24 protein-coding genes are annotated in these 25354 nt (G+C 69.0%); 16 read left to right on the top strand and 8 right to left on the bottom strand.

From position 1 onward, the window contains the following. The first annotated feature begins 80 nt into the window (after positions 1-80). The 4 genes from GKZ92_RS19315 (at position 81) to GKZ92_RS19300 (ending at position 3411) form a co-directional block, all read left to right on the top strand. Positions 81-1094 carry a D-2-hydroxyacid dehydrogenase gene (locus tag GKZ92_RS19315; protein ID WP_155225528.1) on the top strand — a complete coding sequence of 338 codons (1014 nt, stop codon included), beginning with the start codon at positions 81-83 and terminating at the stop codon, positions 1092-1094. Between the two features lie 37 nt (positions 1095-1131). After that, a complete protein-coding gene (locus tag GKZ92_RS19310) occupies positions 1132-2052 on the top strand; it encodes a hypothetical protein (protein ID WP_006360986.1) in 921 nt (306 codons plus the stop codon). A 98-nt stretch (positions 2053-2150) separates the two neighbouring features. Further along, on the top strand, positions 2151-2732 hold the full coding sequence (pyrE, locus tag GKZ92_RS19305; protein WP_006360987.1) for an orotate phosphoribosyltransferase: 582 nt from the start codon (positions 2151-2153) through the stop codon (positions 2730-2732). Continuing rightward, complete coding sequence (locus tag GKZ92_RS19300; RefSeq protein WP_006360988.1) at positions 2725-3411, top strand: TrmH family RNA methyltransferase; 687 nt, start codon at positions 2725-2727, stop codon at positions 3409-3411. The genes pyrE and GKZ92_RS19300 overlap by 8 nt, the downstream gene beginning before the upstream one ends. Before the next feature lie 4 nt (positions 3412-3415). Here the strand turns inward: GKZ92_RS19300 and GKZ92_RS19295 are convergent, their stop codons facing one another. Both GKZ92_RS19295 and GKZ92_RS19290 read right to left on the bottom strand, forming a co-directional pair. After that, complete coding sequence (locus GKZ92_RS19295; RefSeq protein WP_006360989.1) at positions 3416-4147, bottom strand: VTT domain-containing protein; 732 nt, start codon at positions 4145-4147, stop codon at positions 3416-3418. A 76-nt stretch (positions 4148-4223) separates the two neighbouring features. Continuing rightward, positions 4224-5204 carry a DUF368 domain-containing protein gene (locus tag GKZ92_RS19290; RefSeq protein ID WP_035754557.1) on the bottom strand — a complete coding sequence of 327 codons (981 nt, stop codon included), beginning with the start codon at positions 5202-5204 and terminating at the stop codon, positions 4224-4226. A gap of 186 nt (positions 5205-5390) precedes the next feature. On the opposite strand from GKZ92_RS19290, the gene fbaA reads away from it, so the two are divergent. Then, positions 5391-6428, top strand: a complete 1038-nt coding sequence (gene fbaA / locus GKZ92_RS19285) for a class II fructose-bisphosphate aldolase (RefSeq protein WP_006360991.1) — start codon at positions 5391-5393, stop codon at positions 6426-6428. 130 nt (positions 6429-6558) lie between these two features. Here the strand turns inward: fbaA and GKZ92_RS23800 are convergent, their stop codons facing one another. Together GKZ92_RS23800 and GKZ92_RS19275 are read right to left on the bottom strand one after the other, a co-directional pair. Continuing rightward, positions 6559-6723 carry a hypothetical protein gene (locus GKZ92_RS23800; RefSeq protein ID WP_230461837.1) on the bottom strand — a complete coding sequence of 55 codons (165 nt, stop codon included), beginning with the start codon at positions 6721-6723 and terminating at the stop codon, positions 6559-6561. 152 nt (positions 6724-6875) lie between these two features. Further along, complete coding sequence (locus GKZ92_RS19275) at positions 6876-8627, bottom strand: Rv0361 family membrane protein (RefSeq protein WP_329602388.1); 1752 nt, start codon at positions 8625-8627, stop codon at positions 6876-6878. 510 nt (positions 8628-9137) lie between these two features. Between GKZ92_RS19275 and GKZ92_RS19270 the strand changes: the two genes are divergently transcribed. The 5 genes from GKZ92_RS19270 (at position 9138) to GKZ92_RS19250 (ending at position 14077) form a co-directional block, all read left to right on the top strand. Beyond that, positions 9138-9584 carry a DUF3151 domain-containing protein gene (locus tag GKZ92_RS19270; protein WP_006360994.1) on the top strand — a complete coding sequence of 149 codons (447 nt, stop codon included), beginning with the start codon at positions 9138-9140 and terminating at the stop codon, positions 9582-9584. A 19-nt stretch (positions 9585-9603) separates the two neighbouring features. Further along, complete coding sequence (locus GKZ92_RS19265; protein WP_006360995.1) at positions 9604-10725, top strand: FUSC family protein; 1122 nt, start codon at positions 9604-9606, stop codon at positions 10723-10725. A 52-nt stretch (positions 10726-10777) separates the two neighbouring features. Further along, the gene (locus GKZ92_RS19260; protein ID WP_035754561.1) at positions 10778-11689 is read left to right on the top strand and encodes a cation diffusion facilitator family transporter; all 912 of its coding nucleotides are present in this window, start codon (positions 10778-10780) and stop codon (positions 11687-11689) included. A 48-nt stretch (positions 11690-11737) separates the two neighbouring features. Continuing rightward, positions 11738-12565, top strand: coding sequence for a polysaccharide deacetylase family protein (locus GKZ92_RS19255; RefSeq protein ID WP_035754563.1), 828 nt, complete (start codon positions 11738-11740; stop codon positions 12563-12565). Between the two features lie 108 nt (positions 12566-12673). Beyond that, a complete protein-coding gene (locus GKZ92_RS19250; RefSeq protein WP_035754565.1) occupies positions 12674-14077 on the top strand; it encodes an MFS transporter in 1404 nt (467 codons plus the stop codon). 12 nt (positions 14078-14089) lie between these two features. Here GKZ92_RS19250 and GKZ92_RS19245 read toward each other — a convergent pair whose 3' ends face one another. Further along, complete coding sequence (locus GKZ92_RS19245; protein WP_035754567.1) at positions 14090-14746, bottom strand: hypothetical protein; 657 nt, start codon at positions 14744-14746, stop codon at positions 14090-14092. A 91-nt stretch (positions 14747-14837) separates the two neighbouring features. Here GKZ92_RS19245 and GKZ92_RS19240 point away from each other — a divergent pair, with 91 nt between their 5' ends. Further along, positions 14838-16124 (top strand): adenylosuccinate synthase, encoded by a 1287-nt coding sequence (locus GKZ92_RS19240; RefSeq protein WP_006361000.1) that lies wholly within the window; start codon positions 14838-14840, stop codon positions 16122-16124. A gap of 308 nt (positions 16125-16432) precedes the next feature. On the opposite strand, the gene GKZ92_RS19235 is transcribed toward GKZ92_RS19240, so the two are convergent. After that, entirely contained in the window at positions 16433-17839 is a 1407-nt protein-coding gene (locus GKZ92_RS19235) for a carotenoid oxygenase family protein (protein WP_035754664.1), read from the bottom strand. A gap of 148 nt (positions 17840-17987) precedes the next feature. Between GKZ92_RS19235 and GKZ92_RS19230 the strand changes: the two genes are divergently transcribed. Next, on the top strand, positions 17988-19616 hold the full coding sequence (locus GKZ92_RS19230) for an adenylate/guanylate cyclase domain-containing protein (RefSeq protein ID WP_006361002.1): 1629 nt from the start codon (positions 17988-17990) through the stop codon (positions 19614-19616). Between the two features lie 4 nt (positions 19617-19620). Here GKZ92_RS19230 and GKZ92_RS19225 read toward each other — a convergent pair whose 3' ends face one another. Beyond that, on the bottom strand, positions 19621-20013 hold the full coding sequence (locus tag GKZ92_RS19225; protein WP_006361003.1) for a hypothetical protein: 393 nt from the start codon (positions 20011-20013) through the stop codon (positions 19621-19623). A gap of 119 nt (positions 20014-20132) precedes the next feature. After that, positions 20133-21725, bottom strand: coding sequence for a Na+/H+ antiporter (locus GKZ92_RS19220; RefSeq protein ID WP_006361004.1), 1593 nt, complete (start codon positions 21723-21725; stop codon positions 20133-20135). 44 nt (positions 21726-21769) lie between these two features. On the opposite strand from GKZ92_RS19220, the gene GKZ92_RS19215 reads away from it, so the two are divergent. From GKZ92_RS19215 to GKZ92_RS19200, 4 genes are all read left to right on the top strand, one after another. After that, entirely contained in the window at positions 21770-22132 is a 363-nt protein-coding gene (locus GKZ92_RS19215) for a UBP-type zinc finger domain-containing protein (RefSeq protein WP_035754666.1), read from the top strand. Positions 22133-22206: 74 nt separating this feature from the next. Next, positions 22207-23895 (top strand): formate-dependent phosphoribosylglycinamide formyltransferase, encoded by a 1689-nt coding sequence (gene purT, locus GKZ92_RS19210; protein WP_035754569.1) that lies wholly within the window; start codon positions 22207-22209, stop codon positions 23893-23895. A gap of 15 nt (positions 23896-23910) precedes the next feature. After that, positions 23911-24390, top strand: coding sequence for a DUF456 domain-containing protein (locus GKZ92_RS19205; RefSeq protein WP_006357054.1), 480 nt, complete (start codon positions 23911-23913; stop codon positions 24388-24390). 46 nt (positions 24391-24436) lie between these two features. Then, positions 24437-25339: an LLM class flavin-dependent oxidoreductase gene (locus tag GKZ92_RS19200; RefSeq protein WP_006357053.1), complete on the top strand. Its 903-nt coding sequence runs from the start codon at positions 24437-24439 to the stop codon at positions 25337-25339. The last annotated feature ends 15 nt before the right edge of the window (positions 25340-25354 follow it).

Below are 25354 nucleotides of genomic sequence, written 5' to 3'. Positions count from 1 at the left end.
CCGTGACGCTAGATCGTACGATTGTCAACAATGTGACAGTCGGCGGTGCTCAGGGGTTGTTCTCGGGCTACGGTGGCCGCATGAGCACCCGACGTCCGGTCCTCGCGCTCCTCGGTGCCCCAGGTGTCGCGCCGCCATCGAACCTCGATCAGCTCGCCGAACTCGCCGAGATACGCCATTGCGTCGCAGACGATCTCGCGGATGCGCTGCCGGGTGCGGACGCGTTGGTGTTGTGGGACTTCTTCTCTCGGGCGCTCGCCGACAACTGGGGTGAGACGACCGCGTCGCTGAGGTGGGTGCACGTCTGCGCGGCAGGTGTCGACCCGCTGCTGTTCGACGAGCTGAAGACCTCCGATGTGGTGGTGACCAACGCGCACGGCGTGTTCGACCGGCCCATCGCCGAGTTCGTCCTCGCCTCGATCCTCGCCCGGGACAAGCGGTTACACGAGTCGATGGCCCTGCAGCGCGATCACGTGTGGAAGCATCGGGAAACCGTCGGCACGTCGCGTACCTCGGCCCTCGTCATCGGGACCGGCGGAATCGGCCGAGCCACCGCGCGGCTACTCCGTGCCGTGGGGATGCACGTCGTCGGCGGCGGGCGAACCGCGCGGGAGTCCGACCCCGACTTCGGCCGGGTCGTCGCCACCGCCGAACTCGCCGAGCATGTCGGCGACTTCGACAACGTCGTCACCATCGCGCCGCTGACCCCACAGACCGCCGGGATGATCGACGCGGAGGTGCTCGCCGCGATGAAACCGGGCGCGCATCTGATCAACGTCGGCCGCGGCGAACTCGTCGACGAGCCGGCGCTGATCGACGCGCTGCGGTCGGGGCGCCTCGGTGCGGCCTCGCTCGACGTGTTCGCGACCGAACCGCTGCCCGCCGACAACGAGCTGTGGGATCTGCCCGGCGTCGCGATCTCGGCGCACATGAGCGGCGACGCGCTCGGCTGGCGCGAGGCGCTGTCGGAACAGATCCTCGAGAACCTGCGCCGATACGTCGGTCTGGACGACACCGCGGACGGTGCCGTCGTCGCCGAGACGCTGGTCAACGTCGTCGACAAGGAACGCGGCTACCTAACCGGAGGCGGATGACGTCGTCGCGGCGCGGCCGATAGTAGGCTGTAGCGCGATGACCACCGTCTATTTCCTGATCGCCGCCGTGGCACTCGCGGGTGCGGGCGTCCTGTTGTGGCTCGACCGGCAGCGGTCGAGCGTCGCGCGGCACCAGCGTGCGATCTGGGGGGATGAGCACGAGTTCAAGTTCCGCGAGACGGACACCAAGCTGCGCAAGGTGTTCCGTCGGGCGACGATGAACGTCCCCGATCACGTCGAGGTCCGCGACGTCGCCTACGGCCGCTACGGCGGCGTGGAGACCGTTGTCTTCGATCTCGCCGAGACCGCGACCGTGATCGCCGTCCGCCGATCCTCGCCCTCGCCCGTCGTCGTCGACCTGCGTCACGAGGATGTGCTCGCGCCCGCCGAGGAGGACGTCGAGCTCCTCGGTGCGATGGGGCCGCGGGTCATGTTCTCCAACAACCTCGACGTCGCCCGGCGCGTGTGCGACCGGCGCATGGTCGCCCTGGCCAACAAGGCCCCGGCGTTCGTCGAGGTGCTGTGGAACGAGGGCAACTGGGCGCTCGGTTCGCTTCCGCTGACCAATGATCCCGCGACGCTCAACACCGGCCTCGAAGTGGTTCGACGCTTCGCCGACCTGCTGCGCGTTCTCCCGCCGGTGCGTGAACCCGAGGACTCGCCCGACCCACGCGATCCGCACGGACCCACGCGCGCCGAGCTCGCCGACGAGAAGACCGAGTCGATGCGCGACAAGCGTCGCCGGCAGGCCGCGGCGGCTCCCGCCACAGAGGCTTCCCCGGCCGCCAAGCCGAGTGCCCCGCCGGTCCGTAAGCCGCCGCCGGCGACCGGTACCTCGTCGACGACGGGCCGGGGCATGGCCCCGATGCCGGTCCGCGGGTCCGCGACGCGCAAACCCGAGGACTCGCCGCGTCGGCCCGAGGACACCGGCGAGCGGTCGAATCGCCACCGCAGCTGACCCGACAGGGCTGATCCGAACGGTGTCGCGGACACCGTAGGGTAATCGTCATCCAGTGCACCGGCCGACAGCCGGAGAGTTCGAGAGTGAGTGGTCGCATGTCCTCGTCAAGCCCGGTTTCCGACGGCACGCCGCCCCCGGTCGACCCAGCGGCGCGGGCGCGACTCGCCGAACTGGTCCGCGAACTCGCCGTCGTGCACGGCAAGGTGACACTCTCCTCCGGTAAGGAGGCCGACTACTACGTCGACCTGCGCCGCGCGACCCTGCATCACGAGGCCTCCCGCCTGATCGGCACGCTCATGCGCGAGCTGACCGCCGACTGGGAGTACGTCGCCGTGGGTGGTCTGACGCTCGGCGCCGACCCGGTCGCGACGTCGATCATGCACGCCGACGGTCGCGACATCGACGCCTTCGTGGTGCGCAAGGCCGCAAAAGCCCACGGCATGCAGCGTCGAATCGAGGGCCCGGACATCGTCGGCCGCAGCGTGCTCGTCGTCGAGGACACCAGCACGACGGGCGCCTCGCCGTCGACCGCAGTGGAGGCCGTGCGTGAGATCGGCGGCAACGTCGTCGGTGTCGCCACCGTCGTCGACCGTGCGACCGGCGCGGACGCGGTCATCACCGGGCTGGGCGTGCCCTACCGCTCACTGCTCGGGCTGAGCGATCTCGGCCTTGCCTGACGCACCCGATCCAGACGCCGGGGTCGCCGGTCCCACCGAGTGGGTGACGGGACCGCCGGTCGGTGTGGGCCCCTGGTCGGTCGAACACCCCGGTGAGCCGACCCCGGACGACGACCACCTCGACCCCGAACTGCTCGCGACCGGCGACACCCGAAACGTCGTCGACGCGTACCGGTACTGGAAGCGCGAGGAGATCGTCGCCGACATCGACACGCGCCGGCACCCGCTGCACGTCGCCATCGAGAACTTCGCCCACGACGCCAACATCGGCACCGTCGTGCGTACCGCGAACGCGTTCGCCGTCGCGGCGGTCCACATCGTCGGACGACGCCGCTGGAACCGTCGCGGCGCGATGGTCACCGACCGCTACCAGCACCTGATGCACCACGACACGGTCGGCGATCTGCTCGACTGGGCGCGCGGAGAAGGTCTGTCCGTCGTCGCGGTGGACAACACTCCGGGATCGCGTCCGCTGGAGACCGTGGAACTTCCGCGCGAATGCGTGCTGCTGTTCGGTCAGGAAGGTCCGGGCGTGAGCGACGACGCGCAACGTCAGGCCGACATGACGGTGTCGATCGCGCAGTTCGGGTCGACCCGCAGCATCAACGCCGGAGTGGCTGCCGGGATCGCCATGCACGCGTGGATCCGGCAGCACGCCGATCTGGATCAGGCCTGGTAGACGACTACTCGGCCGGGGGAGTGGGGGCCGGATCCTTCGAGGGGGCCAGCGGCTCCTCCTCGACGGGACGCTTGCGAGCCCGCAGGATGCGCTTGCCGATCTCCGAGATGATCGGGAGCACCGACACGAAGACGATGAGCAGGAAGATGTAGTCGACGTTGTCGCGGATGAACGCGATCTGTCCGAGGAAGTAGCCGAGCAGGGTCACGCCCGCGCCCCAGGCCACCGCGCCGACGATGTTGTAGGTCAGGAAGACGGGGTACCGCATCCGGGCGGCGCCCGCGACGAGCGGCGCGTAGGTACGGACGATCGGGACGAAGCGGGCCAGGATGATCGTGACCGGGCCGTGCTTCTCGAAGAACTCGTGGGCCTCGTCGATGTAGACCTGTTTGAGGACCTTCGCGTTCGGTGTGAACAGCGTGTACCCGAGTTTCTTGCCGATCCAGTACCCGACCTGGTCACCGAGGAATGCGGCGATCGGGATGGTCACCAGCAGCACCCACAGCGGCGCGAACGGCTCGATGTCGGCCGACTTCGCGGCGACGATCAGGCCCGCGGTGAACAGCAGGGAATCGCCCGGGAGCAGCGGGAACAGCAGGCCCGACTCGATGAACACCACCAAGAGCAGACCCGCCAGCATCCAGGTGCCGAACGAGTTGAGGAGGTTGACCGGATCCAGGAATCCCGGCAGAAGTGCCAGGTTGGTGGTCGTGGTGGCAAGTGCTGAGTCGATCACGGGAACCCAGAGTACCTGCGCGGGCGAGGAGGGTGGAATCGCGCGGGAACGGCGTCGGTGCGCCGCCCGGGAGCGATCAGCCCGCAGCCCCGGCGGGCCGGCCGTTCGACGAGCCGAGTCTGCGTTGGACGAGCGCCACCGCGCCGACGATCGCGGCACCCAGGACGAACATGCCCAACGCCCCCGGCCAGTCGTCGCCGATGGGCATCGGCGCACCGTCCGCCGGGTCCTGCCATGGCCACAGGGCTCGTAGCGAACCCAGCAGCAGGCCGGCGGCGCCGACCATCGCCAGGCTGTGGTGTGTGCGCAGCAGCCACTCGAGAGCCTGGACGAACGAGGCGAGGCCCACGACGGCGCCGGCGGCGAAAACCCCCAGATACATGAGGTCGCGGTCGTCGACGGCGGCCAGCGTCGGTGCGTAGAGACCGATCACGAGCAAGAAGAACGAACCCGAGACGCCCGGCAGGACGAGTGCGCAGACCGCGACCGACGCCGCGAAGAAGACCGCCACGAGCGGGGGATCGGACACCTCGGACCGCGGCAGCGACGTCAGCACGAACACGAGTACGGCCATCATCACGAACGTCAGGACGGCGGGCAGTTTCGACGAGGTGGTCGTGAACGTACCGCGCGGGATCTCCTGGAACGGGATGGCCACCGACACCGCGATCATGCCGATGAACAGAGCCTGGGAGTACACCGGCTGCTCGGTGACGAATCCCTCCATCACGCCGGCGATCGAGAACACCGCGATCGCCATTCCCGCCAGAACCGGGACCATTAGCCACCAGTCGACCCGGTTGGCATCGTCGGATCGGACGCCCCGCAGGCGACGTGCCGGGAACGTCGTCGCCGCCTTCGCCGTCGCGATGAGCCGGTCGTATATGCCGGTGATCAGGGCAACGGTGCCGCCGGAGACTCCCGGGATGGTCTCGGCCACGCCGATGAGGGCACCGCGGCCCACATCTGAGGCCACGGTGACCGCCGACGGTCGGGGGGACGGGTTGTCAGCGGGCGGGGAGTCGTCGGACCGGACCGGAGAACGTGAGGCTGCCACACCGAGATCCTATCGATGTCTCTCGGTGCAGGTCCGGGCCCGAATGGTGGGCGCACCGGCCGGTGTGGCACCTGCCATACTGAGGGAAGTCCGGCCGCGGGAAGTCCGGCTGCTCGCCACGGCGCATCAACCGTGGGCGAGAGAACCCGAACACCAGAGCACATCAACACCCTGGAGGATTCGTCGATGCCCATTGCAACCCCGGAGCAGTACGCCGAGATGTTCGACAAGGCGAAGAAGGGTGGTTACGCATTCCCCGCGATCAACTGCACCTCGTCGTCGACCATCAACGCCGCGATCAAGGGCTTCGCCGACGCCGGCAGTGACGGCATCATCCAGTTCTCGACCGGTGGTGCCGAGTTCGGTTCGGGCCAGGGCGTCAAGGACATGGTGACCGGTGCCGTGGCACTCGCCGAGTTCGCACACGTCGTCGCCGCCAAGTATGACGTCCTCATCGGCCTGCACACCGACCACTGCCCCAAGGACAAGCTGGACACCTACGTGCGTCCGCTGCTGCAGATCTCGCAGGAGCGCGTCGACGCCGGCCGCAACCCGCTGTTCCAGTCGCACATGTGGGACGGCAGTGCCGTGCCGCTCGACGAGAACCTGGAGATCGCCAAGGAGCTCCTCGCCAAGGCGGGCGCGGCCAACATCATCCTGGAGATCGAGATCGGCGTGGTCGGCGGTGAAGAGGACGGCGTCGAGAACGAGATCAACGACAAGCTGTTCACCACCCCCGAGGACTTCGAGAAGACCATCGAGGCACTGGGCGCCAGCGACTCGGGCAACCGCTACCTGCTCGCCGCCACCTTCGGCAACGTCCACGGCGTCTACAAGCCGGGCAACGTCAAGCTGCGTCCCGACGTGCTGAACACCGGCCAGGAGGTCGCCGCCAAGAAGCTGGGTCTGGCCGATGGTGCCAAGCCCTTCGACTTCGTCTTCCACGGCGGCTCGGGCTCGCTGAAGAGCGAGATCGACGAGGCGCTCAGCTACGGCGTGGTGAAGATGAACGTCGACACCGACACCCAGTACGCCTACACCCGTCCGGTCGCCGGCCACATGTTCGGCAACTACGACGGCGTCCTCAAGGTCGACGGCGACGTGGGCAACAAGAAGGTCTACGACCCGCGCAGCTGGTCGAAGAAGGCCGAGGCCAGCATGAGTGAGCGCGTCGTCGAGGCGTGCAACGACCTCAAGTCGAACGGCAAGTCGCTGACCGCCTGATCGTCTGACACAAGTTCTGCCCGCACCCCCGCGAGGGTGCGGGCAGAACTGTTTTCGAGCCCTGGTCGGACTCGACGTGGGGTCGTCCGGCGGTGACCTCACGCCGGGGAGGTGGAACGGCCGCAGCGCGTCAGGAGGTGAGCAAACCGACCATCACCGCCACCGCCAGCGCGATCATCACGAGCGCGGAGACGAGGACCGCGGGATCGGTGCGTGAACCGGACCCCGAGCCGGCGCGTGCACCGGTGCTCCGGGGATGCGTGGGCCGGATACGCCGCGACGGACCGCTCGACACGGGCGGAGGTGTGGGGCGCCGAGGGGTGAAATAGGCGGGGACATCCGACGGCCGATCCCGCTGTTCCGGCGGGCCGTCATACCGGACCGCATCCGGGACATGCTGCGGCGGCGGGGGTGTGGTCGACGGGGGACCCCACCCGTGACCGCCGGTCACGTGGGGTTGCACACCTTCCAGTCATCACCCTCGCGCTGCAGGTTCAGCGTCACCGTCTCGGGGGCGTCCGGGGCACTCGTGTGTACCGCGACGACCTCCACCACGGCCAGCTCGCCGCCCTCGACCACTCGGACGGCGTTGATCGCCTGGGTCTGGACGAGCTCGTTGCGTGCCTTCTGTGCGTCGTAGGTCTTCTGGTAGGCGGCGTCGTCGAAGTCCTCGTAGAAGGCATGGAGCTCGCCACACGTGACCGAACGCAGGGTCTCGAGGTCGCCCTCGTACAGCGCGGTCGTGTAGTCGAGCGCCACCTCGGCGGCCTCGTCGGCCGGCGGGGTCGCCGTCATGTTCTGGTAGGCGAAGATGCCGCCGATGACCGCCGCGATCACCACGAGGATCGCGGCGACGGCGATCAGTGGGCCCTTGCCGCGCTTCTTGGTGGTCTTGGTCGGCTTGCTGCCGGGGATGACCTGCGGCTGTTGTGTCGTGGTCGTCCACTCGCCGGTCGACGGCGCAGGGACCGCGGGCTCGGGGACGGTGTCGGTGCGCTCATCCGGCGTCGCAGCCTTCGCGCCGGCCGCGGCTGCTGCACCGGCGGCGGCCGCTGCCGGGATCACCTTCGTGGTGGCATCGGAGTCGTCGGCCGGCTCGTTTTCCGGCGTGGCCGTCGCGGGGTCGTCCTCGCCCTTCGCCAGCGATATCGCCTCGGTCGGGGCGTCGGCGGCCGGTGCCTCGTCGTCGGTCGCGGTGGTGCCTGCGTCTCCGGCCTCGGCCTCTTCGACTTCGGCGCCCCCGGACTCCGCACCCTCGGACTCCGCACCCTCGGGTTCGGTCGGCTCGTGCTCCGCTTCGGGTTCCTCTGCCTCGACCCCGTCAGTGGCGTCGGAGGGCTCCTCGGTCGCGATGGCGGCCTCGTCGGCGGGCTCGGCAGCCTGTTCGGCTTCGGCGTCGGTGTCCTCGGCCTCGCCTGCCGCAGGGGCGGATTCGGCCTCGCCGTCGGCGACGGAATCCTCGGACTCGGCTTCCGCGCCGGCCTGGTCGGTGACATCCTCGCCCGTGGTCTCGTCGTCGTCGCCGGCCACGGCAGCACCGGCGGCTACCGCACCCGCGGCGCCCGCCGCGACCGCGGCGGCAGCTGCGCCCGCCCCGGACTCGTCGGTGACGTCGGTCTCGGCGGCTTCCGACTCGTCGTCAGCCGAGTCCGACTCGACCGCGTCCGAGTCCGTGCCCGGCTCCTCGGCATCCGCCGGCTCGGCGGCCTCGTCCAGCTCCGAAGGCTCATCGGCCACCGGCTCGGTGGCGGCCTCTGCCTCTGCCTCTGCCTCGGCCTCTGCTGGCTCGGGCGCCGCAGAGGTCGCGTCGATGTCGTCGAGATCCTCGAGCTCGCTCGGGTCGGGGAGATCCTCGCGGCGGATCACGGTGGTCTTGGAGTCGCTCGGACCCAGGCGGGCGGGCTTGCTCTCCGGCTCGGCCGGGGTTTCCTCGGCGTCGGACGTGTCGGCATCGGGAGTGTCCGCGGCGTCGGTGCCGAGGGGATCGATCGAGTCCAGATCCTCGAGATCCTCCAGCGACGGCAGGTTGTCCCGGCTGATGATCTGGGTCGCACCGTCGATCCCGCGCCCGCCCTTCGGCTTCGGAGCCTTGGCCGAGGCCTTCTTCGCGGGGGTCTGGGCGTCAGAAGCGTCGGTGCCGGTGTCTGCCGCGTCGTCGGCTCTGTTCTCGGCGGTGTCGTTCTGGGCGGGATCGTCCACGGCTGGCTCGTGGCCCTCTCTGCTGGTGCTCTGGTTCTCGGCGTCGTCGCCGGTCGGAACAGTATCCGGGGTGATGTCCGCGATGTCCGGACGAGATCGGGAATTCTGGCCGGATTTCGTTGCGGGTGGCCTCGACGGGGCGGTGCCCGGTGTGTCGCCGGGGCCTGCGTCGGATCGGCCGGTGAGCTCCCGACCCGCGTCCGCGCCACCAGGAGCGGACGCAGCGGGCCCGGCGCCGGCGCCCGGTCGGCCGCTCCGCCGTGAGCGACGTTCGTCCCGGGCCTGGCGCAGCGTCGAAAGTGCTTTGGTGACAGCAGCTCTCGGCTTGTCGGATCGAGCCATCGACTGATCACCCCGCATTCTGCCCATCGCATGGTTTCGGTCCGGCCACCGAGTAGCTCGGCGACAGGACCGATTGCGCCATTCACCCTAGCGAATCGTCGGCAGGTCCAGCACTACGGCGTTCGGTCGATGCGGTCACAGGAGCGGGCTCGATGCTTGAATGGGTACATGACGTCTTTCGGAGATCTCCTCGGCCCGCAGCCGGTTCTGCTCACCGGCGACGACGACGCCGAGTCGGACCTGCTCAACGGGGCCGTCCCGGCCGAGGTCGCGGCCGCCCATCCCACCGCCTCCATCGCCTGGGCGTATCTCGCCGAGGCGGCGCTCGCAGCCTCGACCGCAGCCGGCGAGGCCGGCGACACCGGTGCCGTCATCGCCGCCTACGCCTACGCACGGACCGGCTACCACCGCGGGCTCGACCAGCTGCGTCGTCACGGATGGAAGGGCTTCGGTCCCGTTCCGTGGAGCCACGAACCCAACCGCGGATTCCTGCGATGCGTCGGTGCCCTCGCCCGGGCCGCGGAACTGATCGGCGAAGAGGACGAGCACCTGCGTTGCCTCGACCTCCTCAACGACAGCGATCCCAGGGCGGCCACCGAGCTCGGCCTGGTCTGACAGACCCGCGACTCGTCGAATGTCGGCAGCCGCGAGCGACTCGTTCCCGCGCAGGGTCTACGACTCCCTGCCCGGTGCGCTGAAACGACGCCTCCGTCGACTCCGGGTCTCCCTGGTTCCGATCGTCCAGTGCGCACTCGCCGCGGGCCTCGCGTGGTGGATCGCGATGCACGTGTTCGATCACCCGGACCCGTTCTTCGCGCCGATCGCCGCGGTGATCTCACTCGGGTTGGGCCTCGGGCGGCGCTGGCGCAGGTCGGTCGAACTCGTCGGCGGTGTCGCGATCGGCATCCTCGTCGGCGATCTCTTCATCGGTGCTGTCGGAGAGGGTGCCTGGCAGATCATCGTGGTGGTCGTGCTGGCGATGGCACTCGCCGTGCTGCTCGACGACGGCCCGCTGATCCCGATGCAGGCGGCGTCGTCGGCCGTCCTGGTCGCGACACTCCTGCCGCCCGGCGGCGTCGCCGGATTCCACCGGGCCATCGACGCGTTGATCGGTGGGCTCGTCGGAATCCTGGTGGGCGCACTCTTTCCCGTGAATCCCGCGGCACGGGCGCGCGAGGATGCCGCGGGGGTACTCGTCACGGTTCGTGATGCGGCGCGGTCGGTCGCCGCGGGTTTGCGTAGCGGAGATGCGGAGACGATCGCCGCCGCGCTCGAATCCGCACGCGGTACCCAGTCGGCGATCAACATGATGCGGGCCGACATGTCCGGGGGCAGAGAGGTCACCCGGATCTCCCCGTTGTACTGGAGTTCTCGAACCCGCCTGGACCGGCTGGTCGCCACGGCCGATCCCATCGACAATGCGGTCCGCAACCTGCGGATCATCGCGCGGCGATCGCTCGCCATCACCCAGCGCGGGGAGACGGTGCAACCGGCGCTGATCGACATCATCGACGACATCGGGGGCGCCTTCGAGGTCCTGCGGGCGATGATGATGGCCGATCCCGGCGACGATCCCGATCCGGTGGAGGCGGCCCGCGTCGTCCGGTCCATCGTCCGCAAGGCGCGCATCGAGCTGGCCGCGAACAGCGATCTCTCCGAGGCCGCGTTGCTCGCGGAGATCCGCTCCCTCCTCGTCGACCTGCTGATGATCGCCGGGCTGCGGCGCTCCTCGGCGCTGGCGACCCTGCGGAGCTGACGCGCGCCGGTGTTGCCTCATATGCAGACTTCTGCATATATTGACCGCCATCATGGGTCATTCACACTCGCATTCCCACACCCCCGGGACAGGCGTCGCGGGGGAGCGGCGGCTGTGGCCGATGGTGCTGGCGGTCGCGCTCATCGGCGGATTCTTCGTCGTGGAGCTCGTCACCGGCATCCTGGTCAACTCGCTCGCGCTGATCGCCGACGCGGGGCACATGCTCACCGACGTCGTCGCACTGATCATGGGCCTGATCGCGCTGCTGCTGGGTCGCCACGGCCGCACCACCGACGCCCGTAGCTTCGGCTGGCATCGTGCCGAGGTGTTCACGGCCGTCGCCAATGCGGTCCTGCTCATCGGGGTCGCGGCGTTCGTCCTGATCGAGGCCATCGAACGAATCGGCAACGATCCCCAGGTCCCCGGGCTGACGCTGATCATCGTGGCGCTGCTGGGCCTGGCGGTGAACCTCGTCGTGATGCTTCTGCTCCGTGCCGACGCGAAAGAGTCCATCGCCGTCCGCGGCGCCTACCTCGAGGTCCTGGCCGACGCCGTCGGCAGCGTCGGGGTCCTGATCGCCGGCATCGTCGCGCTGACCACCGGCTGGGGCTATGCCGACATCGTGGTCGCGGTCCTCATCGCCCTGTGGGTGGTGCCGCGTGCGCTCCGGCTCGCGATCGACGCGCTGCGAATCCTCAACCAACAGGCGCCGGCGCACATCGACGTCGAGTCCCTGCGCTCCGATCTCGCCGGAATCCCCACCGTCGACGATGTCCACGACCTGCACGTCTGGACGCTGACCACCGGCATGGACGTCGCCACCGTGCACCTGGGCAGCACCCGGCCCAACTCCGAGGTGCTGCCCGCCGCGCAGGCGGTCCTGGCGCGCCACGGGCTCGAGCACGCGACGGTTCAGGTGGACAACGACGATCAGGGACGATGTCGTGACGAGATGACGTGGTGAGCCCGCGTCGATGAGCCGAAAATGTCGGTTATGCCTTAAATTCGCCGCATGGAACGACGCGACTTCCTCGCGATACTCGCGGCCGGCACGGTGGGGGCCCTGACCGCGAGCACTATGACGGGGTGCGCCTCGCCGGTCCCGGCCGCCGAGATCACGCCCTCGACCCCGCCCACACCGACCACCCCGTCAGTACCCACTTCGATCGCGCCGTCGCTGTCACCGGCAGGTTTGCTGCCCCCGGCGATGGGCACGCGCCACCCGCTGCCCGCCGCACCGATCACCGGTCTGCCGGGCAGGGGCAGGCACATCGCCCTCACGGTCGACGACGGTGCCAGCTCCGAGGTCATCGGCGCCTACGTGAGGTTCGCCCAGGACACCGGCGCTCGATTCACCTTCTTCGTCACCGGATCGTTCGACGGCTGGACCGACCACCGCGCGGAACTGCGGCCGCTCGTCGAATCCGGGCAGATCCAGCTCGGCAATCACACCTGGACGCATCCGGCGCTCACCGAGCTCTCGGCGAAGGGCATCGCCGACGAACTCGGCCGGACCAAGCGGTTCCTGAAGAACCAGTACGGCGTCGACGGCACGCCGTACTACCGGCCGCCCTTCGGCTATCACAACGCGTCGGTCGACGCCGTGGCCGCCGACCTCGGCTACACGATGCCCACACTCTGGTACGGCTCGCTCTCGGACTCCGGGCTGATCACCGAGAAGTACCTCGTGCAGTGCGCGCGCAAGTACTTCCGGCCGCAGACCGTCGTGATCGGCCACGCCAACCACGATCCCGTCACCAAGGTCTATCCGAAGCTCGTCGACATCATCCGTCAGCGAAAGCTGCGCATGGTGACCCTCGACGACTACTTCGCGTCCTGACTCCGCGGAACGGCACACGCCGTCGGCGCGCAAGTGGGCGGCGGTTTTCGCTCACGCTGATTCGTAGTCGACGAGGCACGGCACGTCGCCGATACCGTGGGGCCGGTCATGGCCTCTTCTCTGCAGACCTCCGCGTCCCCGACGGCTCACGAGACCGACGCCGAGCGCCGCAAGCGACTCCGCACGGTCGTGGCCGCGAGTCTCCTCGGCACCACGGTCGAGTGGTACGACTTCTTTCTCTACGCGACCGCCGCGAGCCTGGTGTTCAACCAGTTGTTCTTCCCGGACCAGAGTTCCTTCGTCGGGACCCTGCTGTCGTTCGCGACCTTCGCGGTCGGCTTCGTCGTCCGGCCGATCGGTGGTGTGATCTTCGGGCACATCGGCGACCGGATCGGCCGCAAGAGAACCCTCGCGATCACGATGGTCATGATGGGCATCGCGACTGCGCTCATGGGTGTGCTGCCGACCGCGGAGGCCGTGGGGGTCGTCGCCCCGATCCTCCTTCTCCTGCTGCGCGTCGTGCAGGGCTTCGCGCTGGGCGGCGAGTGGGCCGGGGCCGTGCTGCTCGCGGTCGAGCACAGTCCCGATCGCAAGCGGGGGCTGTTCGGCAGCATCCCGCAGATCGGACTCGCCCTCGGTCTCGCACTCGGCACGGGTGTGTTCGCCCTGCTCCAGGTCGCGCTCGACGACGACGCGTTCCTGACGTACGGCTGGCGCATCGCCTTCCTCGTGAGCATCGTGCTCGTGGTCATCGGATTCGTGGTGCGGCTCAAGGTCGACGAGACGCCGGCCTTCGCCGAGGTCGCCGAACTCGCGCAGAAGTCGACGGCGCCGATCCGGGAGGTCGTGCTCCCGCCGAACACCCGCAACACCGTGCTGGGGCTGCTCGCACGCTGGGGTGAGGGGTCGGCGTTCAACACGTGGGGCGTGTTCGCGATCGCCTACGCGACCAGCGAACTCGACATGGAGAAGGTCCCGGTCCTGGTGGCCGTGACCATCGCCTCGCTCGTGATGGCGGTGCTCCTCCCGGTCTCCGGGAAGCTCACCGACCGGTACGGCGCCAAACCGGTCTACCTCGCCGGCATGACCGCCTACGGGCTGTCGGTCTATCCGGTGTTCGCCCTGTTCGGCACCGAGAACCTGGTCTGGTTCACCGTCGCGCTCGTGATCGTGTTCGGCGTGATCCACGCCCTCTTCTACGGCGCGCAGGGCACGCTGTTCGCGAGTCTGTACCCGACCCGGGTCCGCTACACCGGTTTGTCGGTGGTCTACCAGTTCTCCGGCATCTACGCCTCGGGCCTGACCCCGCTGATCCTGACCGCACTGATCGGTGCAGCCTCCGGGTCGCCGTGGCTGGCCGCCGGCTATCTCGCGCTCACCGCGGTCATCAGCGTCGTGGCGACGTCGCTCATCCGTCGCGAAGACCTGCACCTGACGACCGGCAAGGACGCCCAGATCGAGGCCGCCGGCAACCAGACCACCCCGACGCCGGCGCCGATCCCGGTCGGCTGACGGGGTTTTCGTTCAGGGGCGGACGAGTAGCAGATCGGTGACGTGGCGGTAGAACGTCGACCGCTTCAGCACGCGTTCGTTCACCACGCCCTCACGTTCGACCACGATGTTGGTGCCGCCGGTCTGCACCGCGCGGCCGGCGAACCACTTGCCCGGCAGCAGGAATCGCTCGACCTGGGCGCGCAGGCCGGGGGCGTCGAGCGTGGGTTCGATGAGCACCGAACGGACTTCGCCATCGAAGAGCCGTTCGCTGTCGACGTAGGACTCGCCGTGTAGCTTGGCGCCCTCGGCGCCGAGGTGGCGCGCGCTGCCGAAGATGACCGTCGCGGCGTCGTCGCGGATGAGGGGAACCGGACTCGCGGTGCCGTTCTCGGCGAGCTCACGCGCGGCCGGCCCATGCGGAAGGCGGTATCGGCGTGTCGCCGCGGTCGCCTCCGCCGAGACGTACGCCACTTCCACGTCGAGCCGCTCGGAGGTCATGAGGGCGGCGACCACCTGATCCAGGAAGGTGTCGGCCTCCTCGGCGAGGGTGGGTGCGAAGCGTTCGGCCACACGAGGTTCGACGATGAGGCGCGTGACGGCGGAATCGGACAGGGCGTCGGCCACGGCGGCGCGGATCGCCTTCTTGTCGTCGGCGCGACCGGCTTGGGTGATCAGGGCGAAAGACACGCGGATAGGGTATCGGGGGCGTGAACACAGTAGTGTTGGTGAGGTTTGTTCTGATCAGTTCAAGCGCGCCACACGAAGGAGTACCTGAATCATGGCCGCGATCGTGCTTATCGGCGCCCAGTGGGGCGACGAGGGCAAAGGGAAGGCCACCGACCTGCTCGGCGGCCAGATCAACTGGGTTGTGCGGTATCAGGGCGGCAACAACGCCGGCCACACCGTCGTACTCCCGTCCGGTGAGACCTTCGCCCTGCACCTCATCCCGTCCGGCATCCTGACCCCCGGCGTGCAGAACGTGATCGGCAACGGCGTCGTCGTCGACCCGGGTGTGCTGCTCACCGAACTCGGCGGACTCGAGGACCGCGACGTCGACACCACCGGTCTGCTGATCTCGGCCGACGCCCACCTCCTGATGCCGTACCACGTGGCCATCGACAAGGTCACCGAGCGCTTCCTCGGCAACAAGAAGATCGGCACCACGGGTCGCGGCATCGGCCCCTGCTACCAGGACAAGATCGCCCGCGTGGGTGTGCGCGTCGCCGATGTGCTCGACGAGAAGATCCTCACGCAGAAGGTCGAGGCTGCCCTCGAGCTGAAGAACCAGATCCTGGTCAAGATCTACAACCGCAAGGCCCTCGACCCGGCGCAGGTCGTCGACGAGGTCCTCGGTCAGGCCGAAGGCTTCAAACATCGCATCGCCGACACCCGCCTGCTTCTCAACCAGGCCCTCGAGCGCGGCGAGACCGTGCTCCTCGAGGGTTCGCAGGGCACGCTGCTCGATGTCGACCACGGCACCTACCCGTACGTGACCTCGTCGAACCCGACCGCCGGCGGCGCCGCCGTGGGCGCGGGCATCGGCCCCAACAAGATCACCACGGTCCTCGGCATCCTGAAGGCCTACACCACGCGCGTCGGCTCGGGCCCGTTCCCGACCGAGCTGTTCGACGAGTGGGGTGCCTACCTGGCGAAGACCGGCGGCGAGGTCGGCGTCACCACCGGCCGCGCGCGCCGTTGCGGCTGGTTCGACGCCGTGATCGCCCGCTACGCCACCCGCGTCAACGGCATCACCGACTACTTCCTCACCAAGCTCGACGTGCTGTCCAGCATCGACACGATCCCGATCTGCGTCGCCTACGAGGTGGACGGCGAGCGCATCGAGGACATGCCGATGACCCAGACCGGGTTCCACCACGCCAAGCCCATCTATGAGGAGATGCCCGGCTGGTGGGAGGACATCTCCCAGTGCAAGACCTTCGAGGAACTGCCGCCGAACGCGCAGAACTACATCCTTCGGCTCGAAGAGCTCTCCGGCGCCCACATCTCGTGTATCGGCGTCGGTCCGGGGCGCGAGCAGACGATCGTGCGTCGCGCGATCGTCTGACCTGTCGCTTCCTGATCCGAAAGAGCGCAACGCACCCAGCTCCTCTGCCTGATGGGAAAGAGCGCGACGCACCCAGGCCCGCTGCCTGAGGTGCGAGGAGCGCAAGCGACCTGCCTCGAAGGCCCGGTGAGACACCGTCGCTCACCCAACCACCGGTCGACGTCAACCCGACCTGCAGACTTCGATCGACGTCTGCCGGTCGAGTTGAGGTTCGGGGGTCAGGTAGCGGAGCCGGGTGCTCGCGTTCTTTCGGGATCAGGAAGCAACCCATCCGATCCCTGAGGAGCCCCGGAGCTTGCGAAGGGGCGTCACGAAGGGTCCGGCAGCCACGCCCCGTGCAGTCCGGCGGGAACGCGGATCGGTAGGTCCACGGTGGCGATCGGGCCGTCCTGCGGCGCGTCGGCGCTGAGCAGGTAGAAGTGCGAGGTCATATCGGTCGGGTCGGTGCCGATGGCACCCCAGTAGTCGCGTTCGGCGCCCGGGATGTAGATCGGTTCACCGATCGCGGCACCCGGGGTCCAGACCGTCTCCGTCCCGGCTGCGAGGTCGTGGAACCACAGGCTGTCGAGATCACCGCTGTCTCTGGGGCCCTTCGCGACGCTGGCGATGCGGTGATGTTCCCGCGTCAGCATCCGGTCGTCGATGCGCGGGAACTCCATGTCCGGTTCGGAGCTGTTCAGGACGGTCTTGGTGATCCCGGCGTCGGGACGGATCACCGCTCGCGTCAGGGACGACGCCGCTGGTGTGGGCTGGTCGGAGAACCCGCCGGGGTAGGTCCATTCCACGTAGTCGACGGTGACCGAACCGTCGGGATTGTCGAAGGCGTTGGCGAAGTGCCAGACCCAGAACGGGTCGGCGTCGATCCAGCGCACCGCCGTGCCGTCCCGCGGGATCAGCGCGATGCGGGTCCCGCGCCGGGGTTGCCACGACAACAACGACCCGCCGCTCATCACCGACTCGATATCGAAGATCAGCGGGCACACGAACAGCACGACGTATCGGCTGGTCAGTGCCATGTCGTGGATCATGATCGGGGCGTCGACGCCGTCGACCGGGGTCGGTGTGCGGATCGCCCGGCCGTCCGGGCCGACGACGGCCCAGGTCAGGTACGGCGCCTCGAGTACGTAGTTGAACAGCACCATCTCCCCGGTCGACGGATCGATCTTCGGGTGCGCGGTGCTGCCGACGAACATCGCACCGTCACAGTCGGTGCGGGCCAGCGTCGCGAGATCCTCGGGAGCGAGCTGATAGGGCCGGTCGGCCTCGGCCATCGCCAGCAGCCGCCCGCCGTGCCGCACGATGTTGATGTCGGGCAGCTCGCGGGTCGTCCCCGCCAGCTCGTCGCCGACCTCCGCCGCCGACGGTGTGTAACCGTCGGTGATGCCCGACCAGATGGCATGTCCGGCAGCCTCTTCCGTGAGCACCATCGGGGTGCGGACGAAGCGGTTGCGATACGACGCGCGGCCGCCGTCGAGGCTGATGCGATGCACCATCGCGTCCCCGTCGATCGGATAGACATACGAACCGATCGGGTCGAAGCGCATGTTGGGCCCGTTGCGCAGGTAGCTGCCCCGCAGGTCGGCCGGGATCTCGCCGCTCACCGGTAGGTCGACGGCGTCCACCTCGTCGCGCTGCGGGGCGAAGACGCCGGTGAGGAACGGGTTGCGGGACATGTCGACCGGAGCAGGGCGGGTCGGGACATCGGATGCGGTCATGGCGCTGCTTTCGGCGAGCCGTGGATGACGATGATCTCGGTTCAGGTTAGGGCGTTGACGCAGGTCGCGTCCGTCGATCGTCCGGTTCGTCCCGAATCGGCGGGGCCAGAGACGGGCGATCGACGCGGTCGTCGTGATTAGCTTGGGCATGCGTTCGAGGCGGGGGAGCCGCGACTACGGGTCGATTCTGCTCGGCTCGGTCGAGGAGAGCGGGGTCAAGCAGCGTGTCCGTATCCAGACGCTGCTGACGTCCTCGATCGTGGTGGCGAACATCTTCGGCGCGGTCGTCGCGACCGCCCTGGCCGCCGTGGGCATCCCGCAACCGACGGTCTTCACCGCCGAACTGTGGTGGGTGAACTACATCGCCGTACCCGTGTACATCCTCGGCGCGTTCGTGATCGGGATCGGTTGGGGCACCCTGGTGGGCGTCCGGAACCTCCGGTGGGCCATCCGGGACGAGGCCCCGACCAAGCGCGACGCACGCCGGACGATGCGCCTGCCGTGGCGGCTGTCGCTGGTGCAGGGCCTGCTCTGGGCGGGCGCCACGGTGATGCTGACGATCATGTACGGCGTCGTCGACCCGCAGCTGATCCCCAAGACGCTCTTCGTCGTCGGCATGAGCGGCGTCGTGGTGGTGGGGATCTCCTACCTCTTCATCGACTTCACCCTGCGGCCCATTGTGGCCGAACTGATCTCGGCCGGATTCCACCGCCGTAAGCGCACCGGTGTGAAGTCACGGGCGGTGGTGTCGTGGATGGTCGGTTCGGCGATCCCGATCATCGGCATCCTGCTGGTCGTGGCGTTCGGGGTGGGGCGCGACGAGACGTCCAAGCTCGATCTCTTCATCGGGGTGACGGTCCTGGGCCTCACCGCCCTGTTCACCGGTCTTCTGCTGACCCTGCTCTCGTCGATGAGCATCACCGGGCCGATCGGCTCGGTGCGTTCCGGGATGAACCGCGTGACCTCCGGCGATCTCGAGAACGCCGACCTCGTCGTCTACGACGGCACCGAACTCGGTGACCTGCAGGTGGGTTTCAACTCGATGGTGTCTGGGCTGCGCGAACGGGAACGGATGCGCGACCTGTTCGGGCGTCACGTCGGCCGCGAGGTCGCGGAAGCGGCGTTGTCGTCGGACCCCGAACTCGGCGGTACCGAGCGGGTGGCCGCCGCCCTCTTCGTCGACGTGATCGGCTCGACGACCCTTGCCGCGCAACGCCGTCCGACCGAGGTCGTGGAGATCCTCAACAAGTTCTTCGCCGTCATCGTCCGGGCCGTCGAGGACAAGGACGGGCTCGTCAACAAGTTCGAGGGCGACGCGGTCCTGGCGATCTTCGGCGCACCCATCGAACTCGACGACCCGGCCGGCGCGGCACTCGCGGCCGCGCGGCGCATCGTCGCCGACCTCGCGGTCGAGGTGCCCGAACTGTCCGCGGGGGTCGGGGTGAGTTACGGGACCGTCGTTGCCGGAAACGTCGGCGCCATCGAACGTTTCGAGTACACGGTGATCGGCGACCCGGTGAACGAGAGTGCGCGGCTATCCGAACTCGCCAAACGCGACCCGTCGAGTCCGCTGGCATCGGGGCGCGCGGTCGAGGCCGCCGACCCCGCCGAGGCCCGTCGCTGGACGCAGCAGGAGACCCTGCCGTTGCGCGGCCGGACGGCCGAGACGGTTGTCTACGCGGCCGCCGCGGGGGAGGACACGGCGACCGCGGAGAAGACGACCGGGAAGAAGACGGCGGCCAGGGAGAAAGCGACCGCGGAGACCGAGACCGGTTAGGTGCTCAGATGGCGTCTTCGGAGCTGATGAGGATGCCGTCGGGGCCGACGATGCTCAGGCCGAGCCCGTCGAAGACCGAGTACTTGTACCCGTTGTTGTAGGCGACGTAGTAGTAACGGCCGCTGCCGTTCTCCTGCTCGAACACCCCGGAGACGGGGATGCACAGGGTGTTGCCGGAGCTGCGTGCGACGCCACGGTATTCGAGGTCACCGTTGCCCCACTGGCAGATGGTCGCCGCCGACTTCGCGGTCACGACCGAGGTGACGGTGTACTGATCGGCGTCGCACGACGGTGTGACCGGGGCCGCGGTGGCCGTGGAGGTGCCGACGGCGAGTGCGCCGGCGGCGAGGACGAGTGTTGCGCCGGCCGTAATCAGGCGGATGTGCGTTGCTGTCATGAGAACCGAAGCTAGAGCAGAGTTTTCGTCTGCAACATGGGTAGAACTCCCCGCCATCGTTCGGACGGATGACCCTTCGATACGCCCTCCGCAGGCTCCGGGCTGCTCACGGAGCAGAGTCAGACGCCGCGGTCGCCCTGTCCCTCGGCGAAGTCCAGGCGGCGCAGTGCGATTCGGAGGACCTCGTCGTCGATGCGGCCGGCGTCGCGTTCGGCGATGAAGACCTTGCGTTGCAGGTGCAGGAGTTCGGTGCGGATCCGGGAGCCGGCGGCGGTGGGGCTCTCGCCGATCGTCTCGGGGCCACGGCCGAGTTCCTCCCACGCCACATCGCGCTGAGAGGTGATCCACTTGCGCATGAGGACCACCTGCATCCGCCTGGGATCGTCGTCGGCGAGGCCGGCGGCGATCTCCTCGAGTCGATGCTCCGCCTCCCGTGAGGCCCGGTCCTGGGCGGCGGCGTAGGCGAGACGATCCTGCGCGCGCTCGTCGCCGGTGACGCCGAGCTTCCGGATCACCCAGGGCAGGGTGGTGCCCTGGATCAGGAGGGTGCCGACCACGACCACGAACGTCAGGAGCAGGATCTCGGCGCGCGCCGGGAAGGGTTCGCCGGATTGGGTCGTCAACGGGATGCCGAAGGCGGCGGCGAGCGAGACCACTCCGCGCATCCCCGCCCAGGAGACGACGAAGACGGAGGCCGGCGTCGGGCGCGGATCGGGGCCGAGTCTTCCGCGGAAGATGACACCCGGCAAGTAGGCCGCCGGGTAGACCCAGAGGAACCGGATGACGATCGTGGCGGTGAGCACCGCGGCCGCGTCGATGGCGACCTGAACCCACGATTCACCTTCGACACCCTCGATGATGAACGGCATCTGGACGCCGATGAGCAGGAAGACGAACGATTCGAGGATGACGTCGATGGACTTGCGCACCGCTTCGTCCTGGAGTCGGGTGGCATAGCCGAGGCGGACCGAACGCTGACCGAGGAACAGTCCGGCGGTGACCACGCCGATCACGCCCGAGCAGTGCAGTTGTTCCGCGACGAAATAGGTGGCGAACGGCACCATGATCCCGATCGCGGTCTCCATCGGAGGGTCGGTCAACCAGATCCGCACCCACGAGACGGCCACGCCGAAGAGGAGCCCGACCACGAGTCCGCCGACCGCCGCGACGGCGAAGGTCAGCAAGCCCTCGCTCAGTGAGGCGGTCAGGCCGATGGCGGCGGCGAGGGCGATCCGGAACGCGGTCAGCGCCGTGGCGTCGTTGAGGAGACTCTCCCCGCCGAGGAGCGTCATGACCGGCCGCGGGAGTCCGAGGCGACGGCCGATCGCCTGCGCCGACACCGCGTCCGGAGGAGCGACCACGGCTCCGAGCACGAGTGCCGCGGACAGTGGGAGGTTGGGGACGGTCAGATGGGCCACGAACCCGACGACGACCGTCGTCACGAGTGGCAGACCCACGGCGAGTGCCGCGATCCCTCGCCAGCGTGCTCGGATCGCCTGGTAGGAGCTCTCCTGGGCGGCGGAGTACAGGAGCGGCGGCAGGATGAGGAAGAGCACGAGTTCGGGGTTCAGCTCGGGCGTCGGCAGACCGGGAATCCAGCCGATGGCCAGGCCGACGGTGACCAGGATCAGTGGCGAGGACAGCCCATGGCGACGGCAGAGTGCGGCGACCGCCAACGCGACGACCGCGATGACCAGAAGCGATGCACTCATCCGAGCGACTGTAATCGCGACAGGCGCCGTTGATAATGGTGAACATGCAGATCTTCCGTCGATCCTCGTCCCGCGGCGACGCCTCGTCGGGGCCGGCACCCGACGCCGACGACGCGTCGGTTCCGTCCGCGCGCTGCCCCGAGCTGGCCGCGGTCGCGGGTGAATCGATACCCGTGCCGGAACCCGCGGCGGGCGAGAAGCTCGGCTGCGAGGGCTGCGTGGCGATCGGGGGGGATCATTGGGCGCACCTGCGGATGTGCCTGCGATGCGGGTACATCGGGTGCTGCGACTCCAGTCCGCGCCGGCATGCGACCGCGCACTTCCACGACACCTCCCATCCGGTCATGCGGTCCGCCGAACCAGGCGAGAGCTGGAGGTGGTGTTACGTGCACGAGGTCATCGGTTGAGAGCCGCACTACGACACCGCGCAACCGGGTGTCACCGTGGCCGAACCCGGACCGACGACAAGTAGGATTTGGGAATGACGTCGAACAGCGAGAGCGCGACCAGCGCGGATCAGCCGGCGCCGACGATCGGCCCGCCGGATGTCATCGGCACGCCGCTGAGTCCGACGGCGACCAAGGTGATGGTGCTCGGTGCGGGCGAACTCGGCAAAGAGGTCGTGATCGCGTTCCAGCGTCTCGGCGTCGAGGTCGTCGCCGTGGATCGCTACGCCAACGCGCCCGGCCAGCAGGTCGCGCACCACGCGGAGGTCATCGACATGACCGACCCGGAGGCGCTGCTCGCCGTCATCGACAAGCACCGGCCCGCCTATGTGGTGCCGGAGATCGAGGCCATCGCGACGGAGGCCCTCGTCGATGTCGCCGAGCGGGGCCTCGCCGAGGTCATCCCGACCGCGAGTGCCGTCGTCGCCACGATGAACCGCGAGGGCATCCGACGCCTCGCCGACGAGGAACTCGGCCTCCCGACGTCTCCGTATCTCTTCGCCGACACCCTCGAGGAACTGACGGTCGCCGCCCGGCAGATCGGCTTCCCGTGCGTCGTGAAGCCGGTGATGTCCTCCTCCGGCAAAGGGCAGTCGGTCCTGCGCGGACCCGACGACGTCGCGTCGGCGTGGGAGACCGCGAACACCGGCGGCCGCGTTCAGGGCAACCGCGTCATCGTCGAGGGATTCATCGAATTCGACTATGAGATAACGCTTCTCACGGTGCGCGCGATCGACCCGCGAACCGGGTTGCTGACGTCGCACTTCTGTGCCCCCATCGGTCACCGGCAGATCAACGGCGACTACGTCGAGAGCTGGCAGCCGCACGAGATGAGTCCGGATGCGCACGCCTCCGCGACGTCGATCGCGGCCCGCATCGCCACCGCGCTCGGTGACGGAAAGCTCGCCGGCCGTGGCGTTTTCGGCGTCGAATTGTTTGTCCAGGGTGACGACGTCTACTTCTCCGAGGTGAGTCCGCGTCCGCACGACACCGGTCTCGTCACCATGGCGACCCAGCGGCTGTCGGAGTTCGAGATGCACGCCCGCGCGATCCTCGGCCTGCCCGTCGACGTCACCCTTGCGTCGCCCGGCGCGTCTGCGGTGATCTACGGACAGCTCGACCAGCCCGCCATCGGATTCGAGAACGTCGCCGCGGCACTCGCGGTGCCCGAGACCGACATCCGCCTGTTCGGCAAGCCCGAGAGCTTCCATCGCCGGCGCATGGGTGTGGTCACCGCGACCGCCGACGACGTGCCCGCCGCCCGCGAGCGCGCCGTGCGTGCGGCCTCGCTGGTCTTGCCCGTGCCGGGTCGGGCCGCCGTCCGCAAGGCGACGGTTCTGCCGCCGCCGGCCCCGCCCGCACCGCCGCGCCGTCCCGGCCCCCAGCCCGGACACGCCGGCCCGCCGCCCGGGCCCGTCGGTCCTCCGCCGGGGGTCGCCGGACCCCCGCCCGGTCGTCCCGTCCCGCCGCCCGGTCGTCCCGTCCCGCCACCCGGCCGGCCGGTACCGCCGCCCGGCCCGCGTCCGGCTCCCCGACCCGCCGGCGGTTCCGCCGGACCCGGAGGTCCCGGAGGTCAGCGGCCGATCGCACCTCCCGGGGCACCCCGTCCCGCAGGTCCTCCCCGTCCGGCGGCCCCGGGACAGTCCCCGGTCATGGCGTCGCTGGTGAAGACCGGCGATCCCGCCGACGAGCCGGCCCCCCGGTCGCCCGTCGCGGGCGAGTGACCGGGCGTCGAACAGGTGCCGCTCTGGGGTGAGCTGCTTGTCGCGGCCGTCATCTTCGTCGGTCTGGTCGGGATCGTCGTCCCGATCCTGCCGGGAACGCTGCTGATCGCCTCCGCGCTCCTCGTCTGGGCGATCGTCGTGGGCGGTTGGGCCTGGTCGGTGTTCGCCGCGGCCCTCCTCGCGCTCGTGGTCGGCGAGGTGATCAAATACCTCGTCGCCGGAAAGTCGTTGCGCACGGACGGTATTCCGAACCGGACCGTCGTGGTCGGCGGTCTCGTCGGGATCGTCGGTTTCTTCGTCGTGCCCGTGATCGGTCTGCTGCTCGGCTTCGTCGTGGGTGCGGTGGCCGCCGAACTCGTGCGTACCCAGAGTCTCGAGTTGGCTTGGCGCGGCGCGGTGGCCGCACTCAAGGCGGCGGCCAAGACGATCGGCATCGAACTGCTCTTCGCGCTCGTCGCCACCAGCATCTGGACGGGTGGCGCATTCGTCTGGTGAGGCCCGTTCTCCGAGAACGGGATACGCGCGACCTCCGCGTGCCAGAATGGCGCCTGTGCGCATCGGGATGACGATGCCCGTGATGGAGCCGGACCTCGACGCAGGAACGCTCCACTCATGGGCCACCACCATTGACGACGGCCCGTTCAGCTCCCTGTGCTGGGGTGAGCGGATAGCGTTCGACAACCCCGAATGCCTGACGTTCCTCGGTGCGGCAGCCGCGTGGACCCGGCGCGTGCCGTTGGTGATGACCGTCGTCGTGCCCCAGCTGCACGACCCGGTCATGCTCGCGAAGGCGCTGGCCACCGGAGACATGCTGTCGGAGGGCCGGCTCACCGTGGCGCTCGGGGTCGGCGGCCGACACGAGGATTACCGGGCCGTCCGCGCCGACCCGTCCACCCAGACCATGCGGCAGCTCGCCGAACGTGCCGAGACGATGAAACGGGTCTGGGCGGGCGAGAAGCTGACCGAGTCGGTGCTTCCGGTCGGACCGCTGCCGCATCGCAAGGGCGGTCCGTCGCTGCACGTCGGGACCACCGGGCCCAAGACGATCCGCAGCGCCGTCGACTGGGCCGACGGCATCGCCGGGGTCACCCTCGATCTCGACGCGTCGAAGCAGAACGAACTGTTCGACGTCGCGCGTTCGGCATGGGCCGAAGCCGGGCGTCCCGCACCGCATCTCGCGACGTCGTTCTGGTTCGCCATCGGCGAGGGCGACGCACCTCGGGCGCAGGTGACCCGGCACCTGCACCACTACATGAACTGGATTCCGACGGAGTTCGTCGACGCCATCGCACCCACAACGGGGTGGTCGGGTACCGAGGCCGAACTCGGGGAGGTGCTGCGCCGCTTCGCCGACGTCGGCACCGACGAAGTGCAGCTCATCCCGACGAGTTCGGACCCCGACCAGCTCCGACGCGCGGCGGACGTCGCCGCAGCGTTCACCTGATCTCCCCCGAAAACG

The organism is Gordonia sp. 135 (assembly GCF_009720185.1).
Taxonomy (GTDB): domain Bacteria; phylum Actinomycetota; class Actinomycetes; order Mycobacteriales; family Mycobacteriaceae; genus Gordonia; species Gordonia alkanivorans.
The sequence above is the reverse complement of the archived record's forward strand: the minus strand, read 5'-3'. Positions and strand labels throughout refer to the sequence as shown.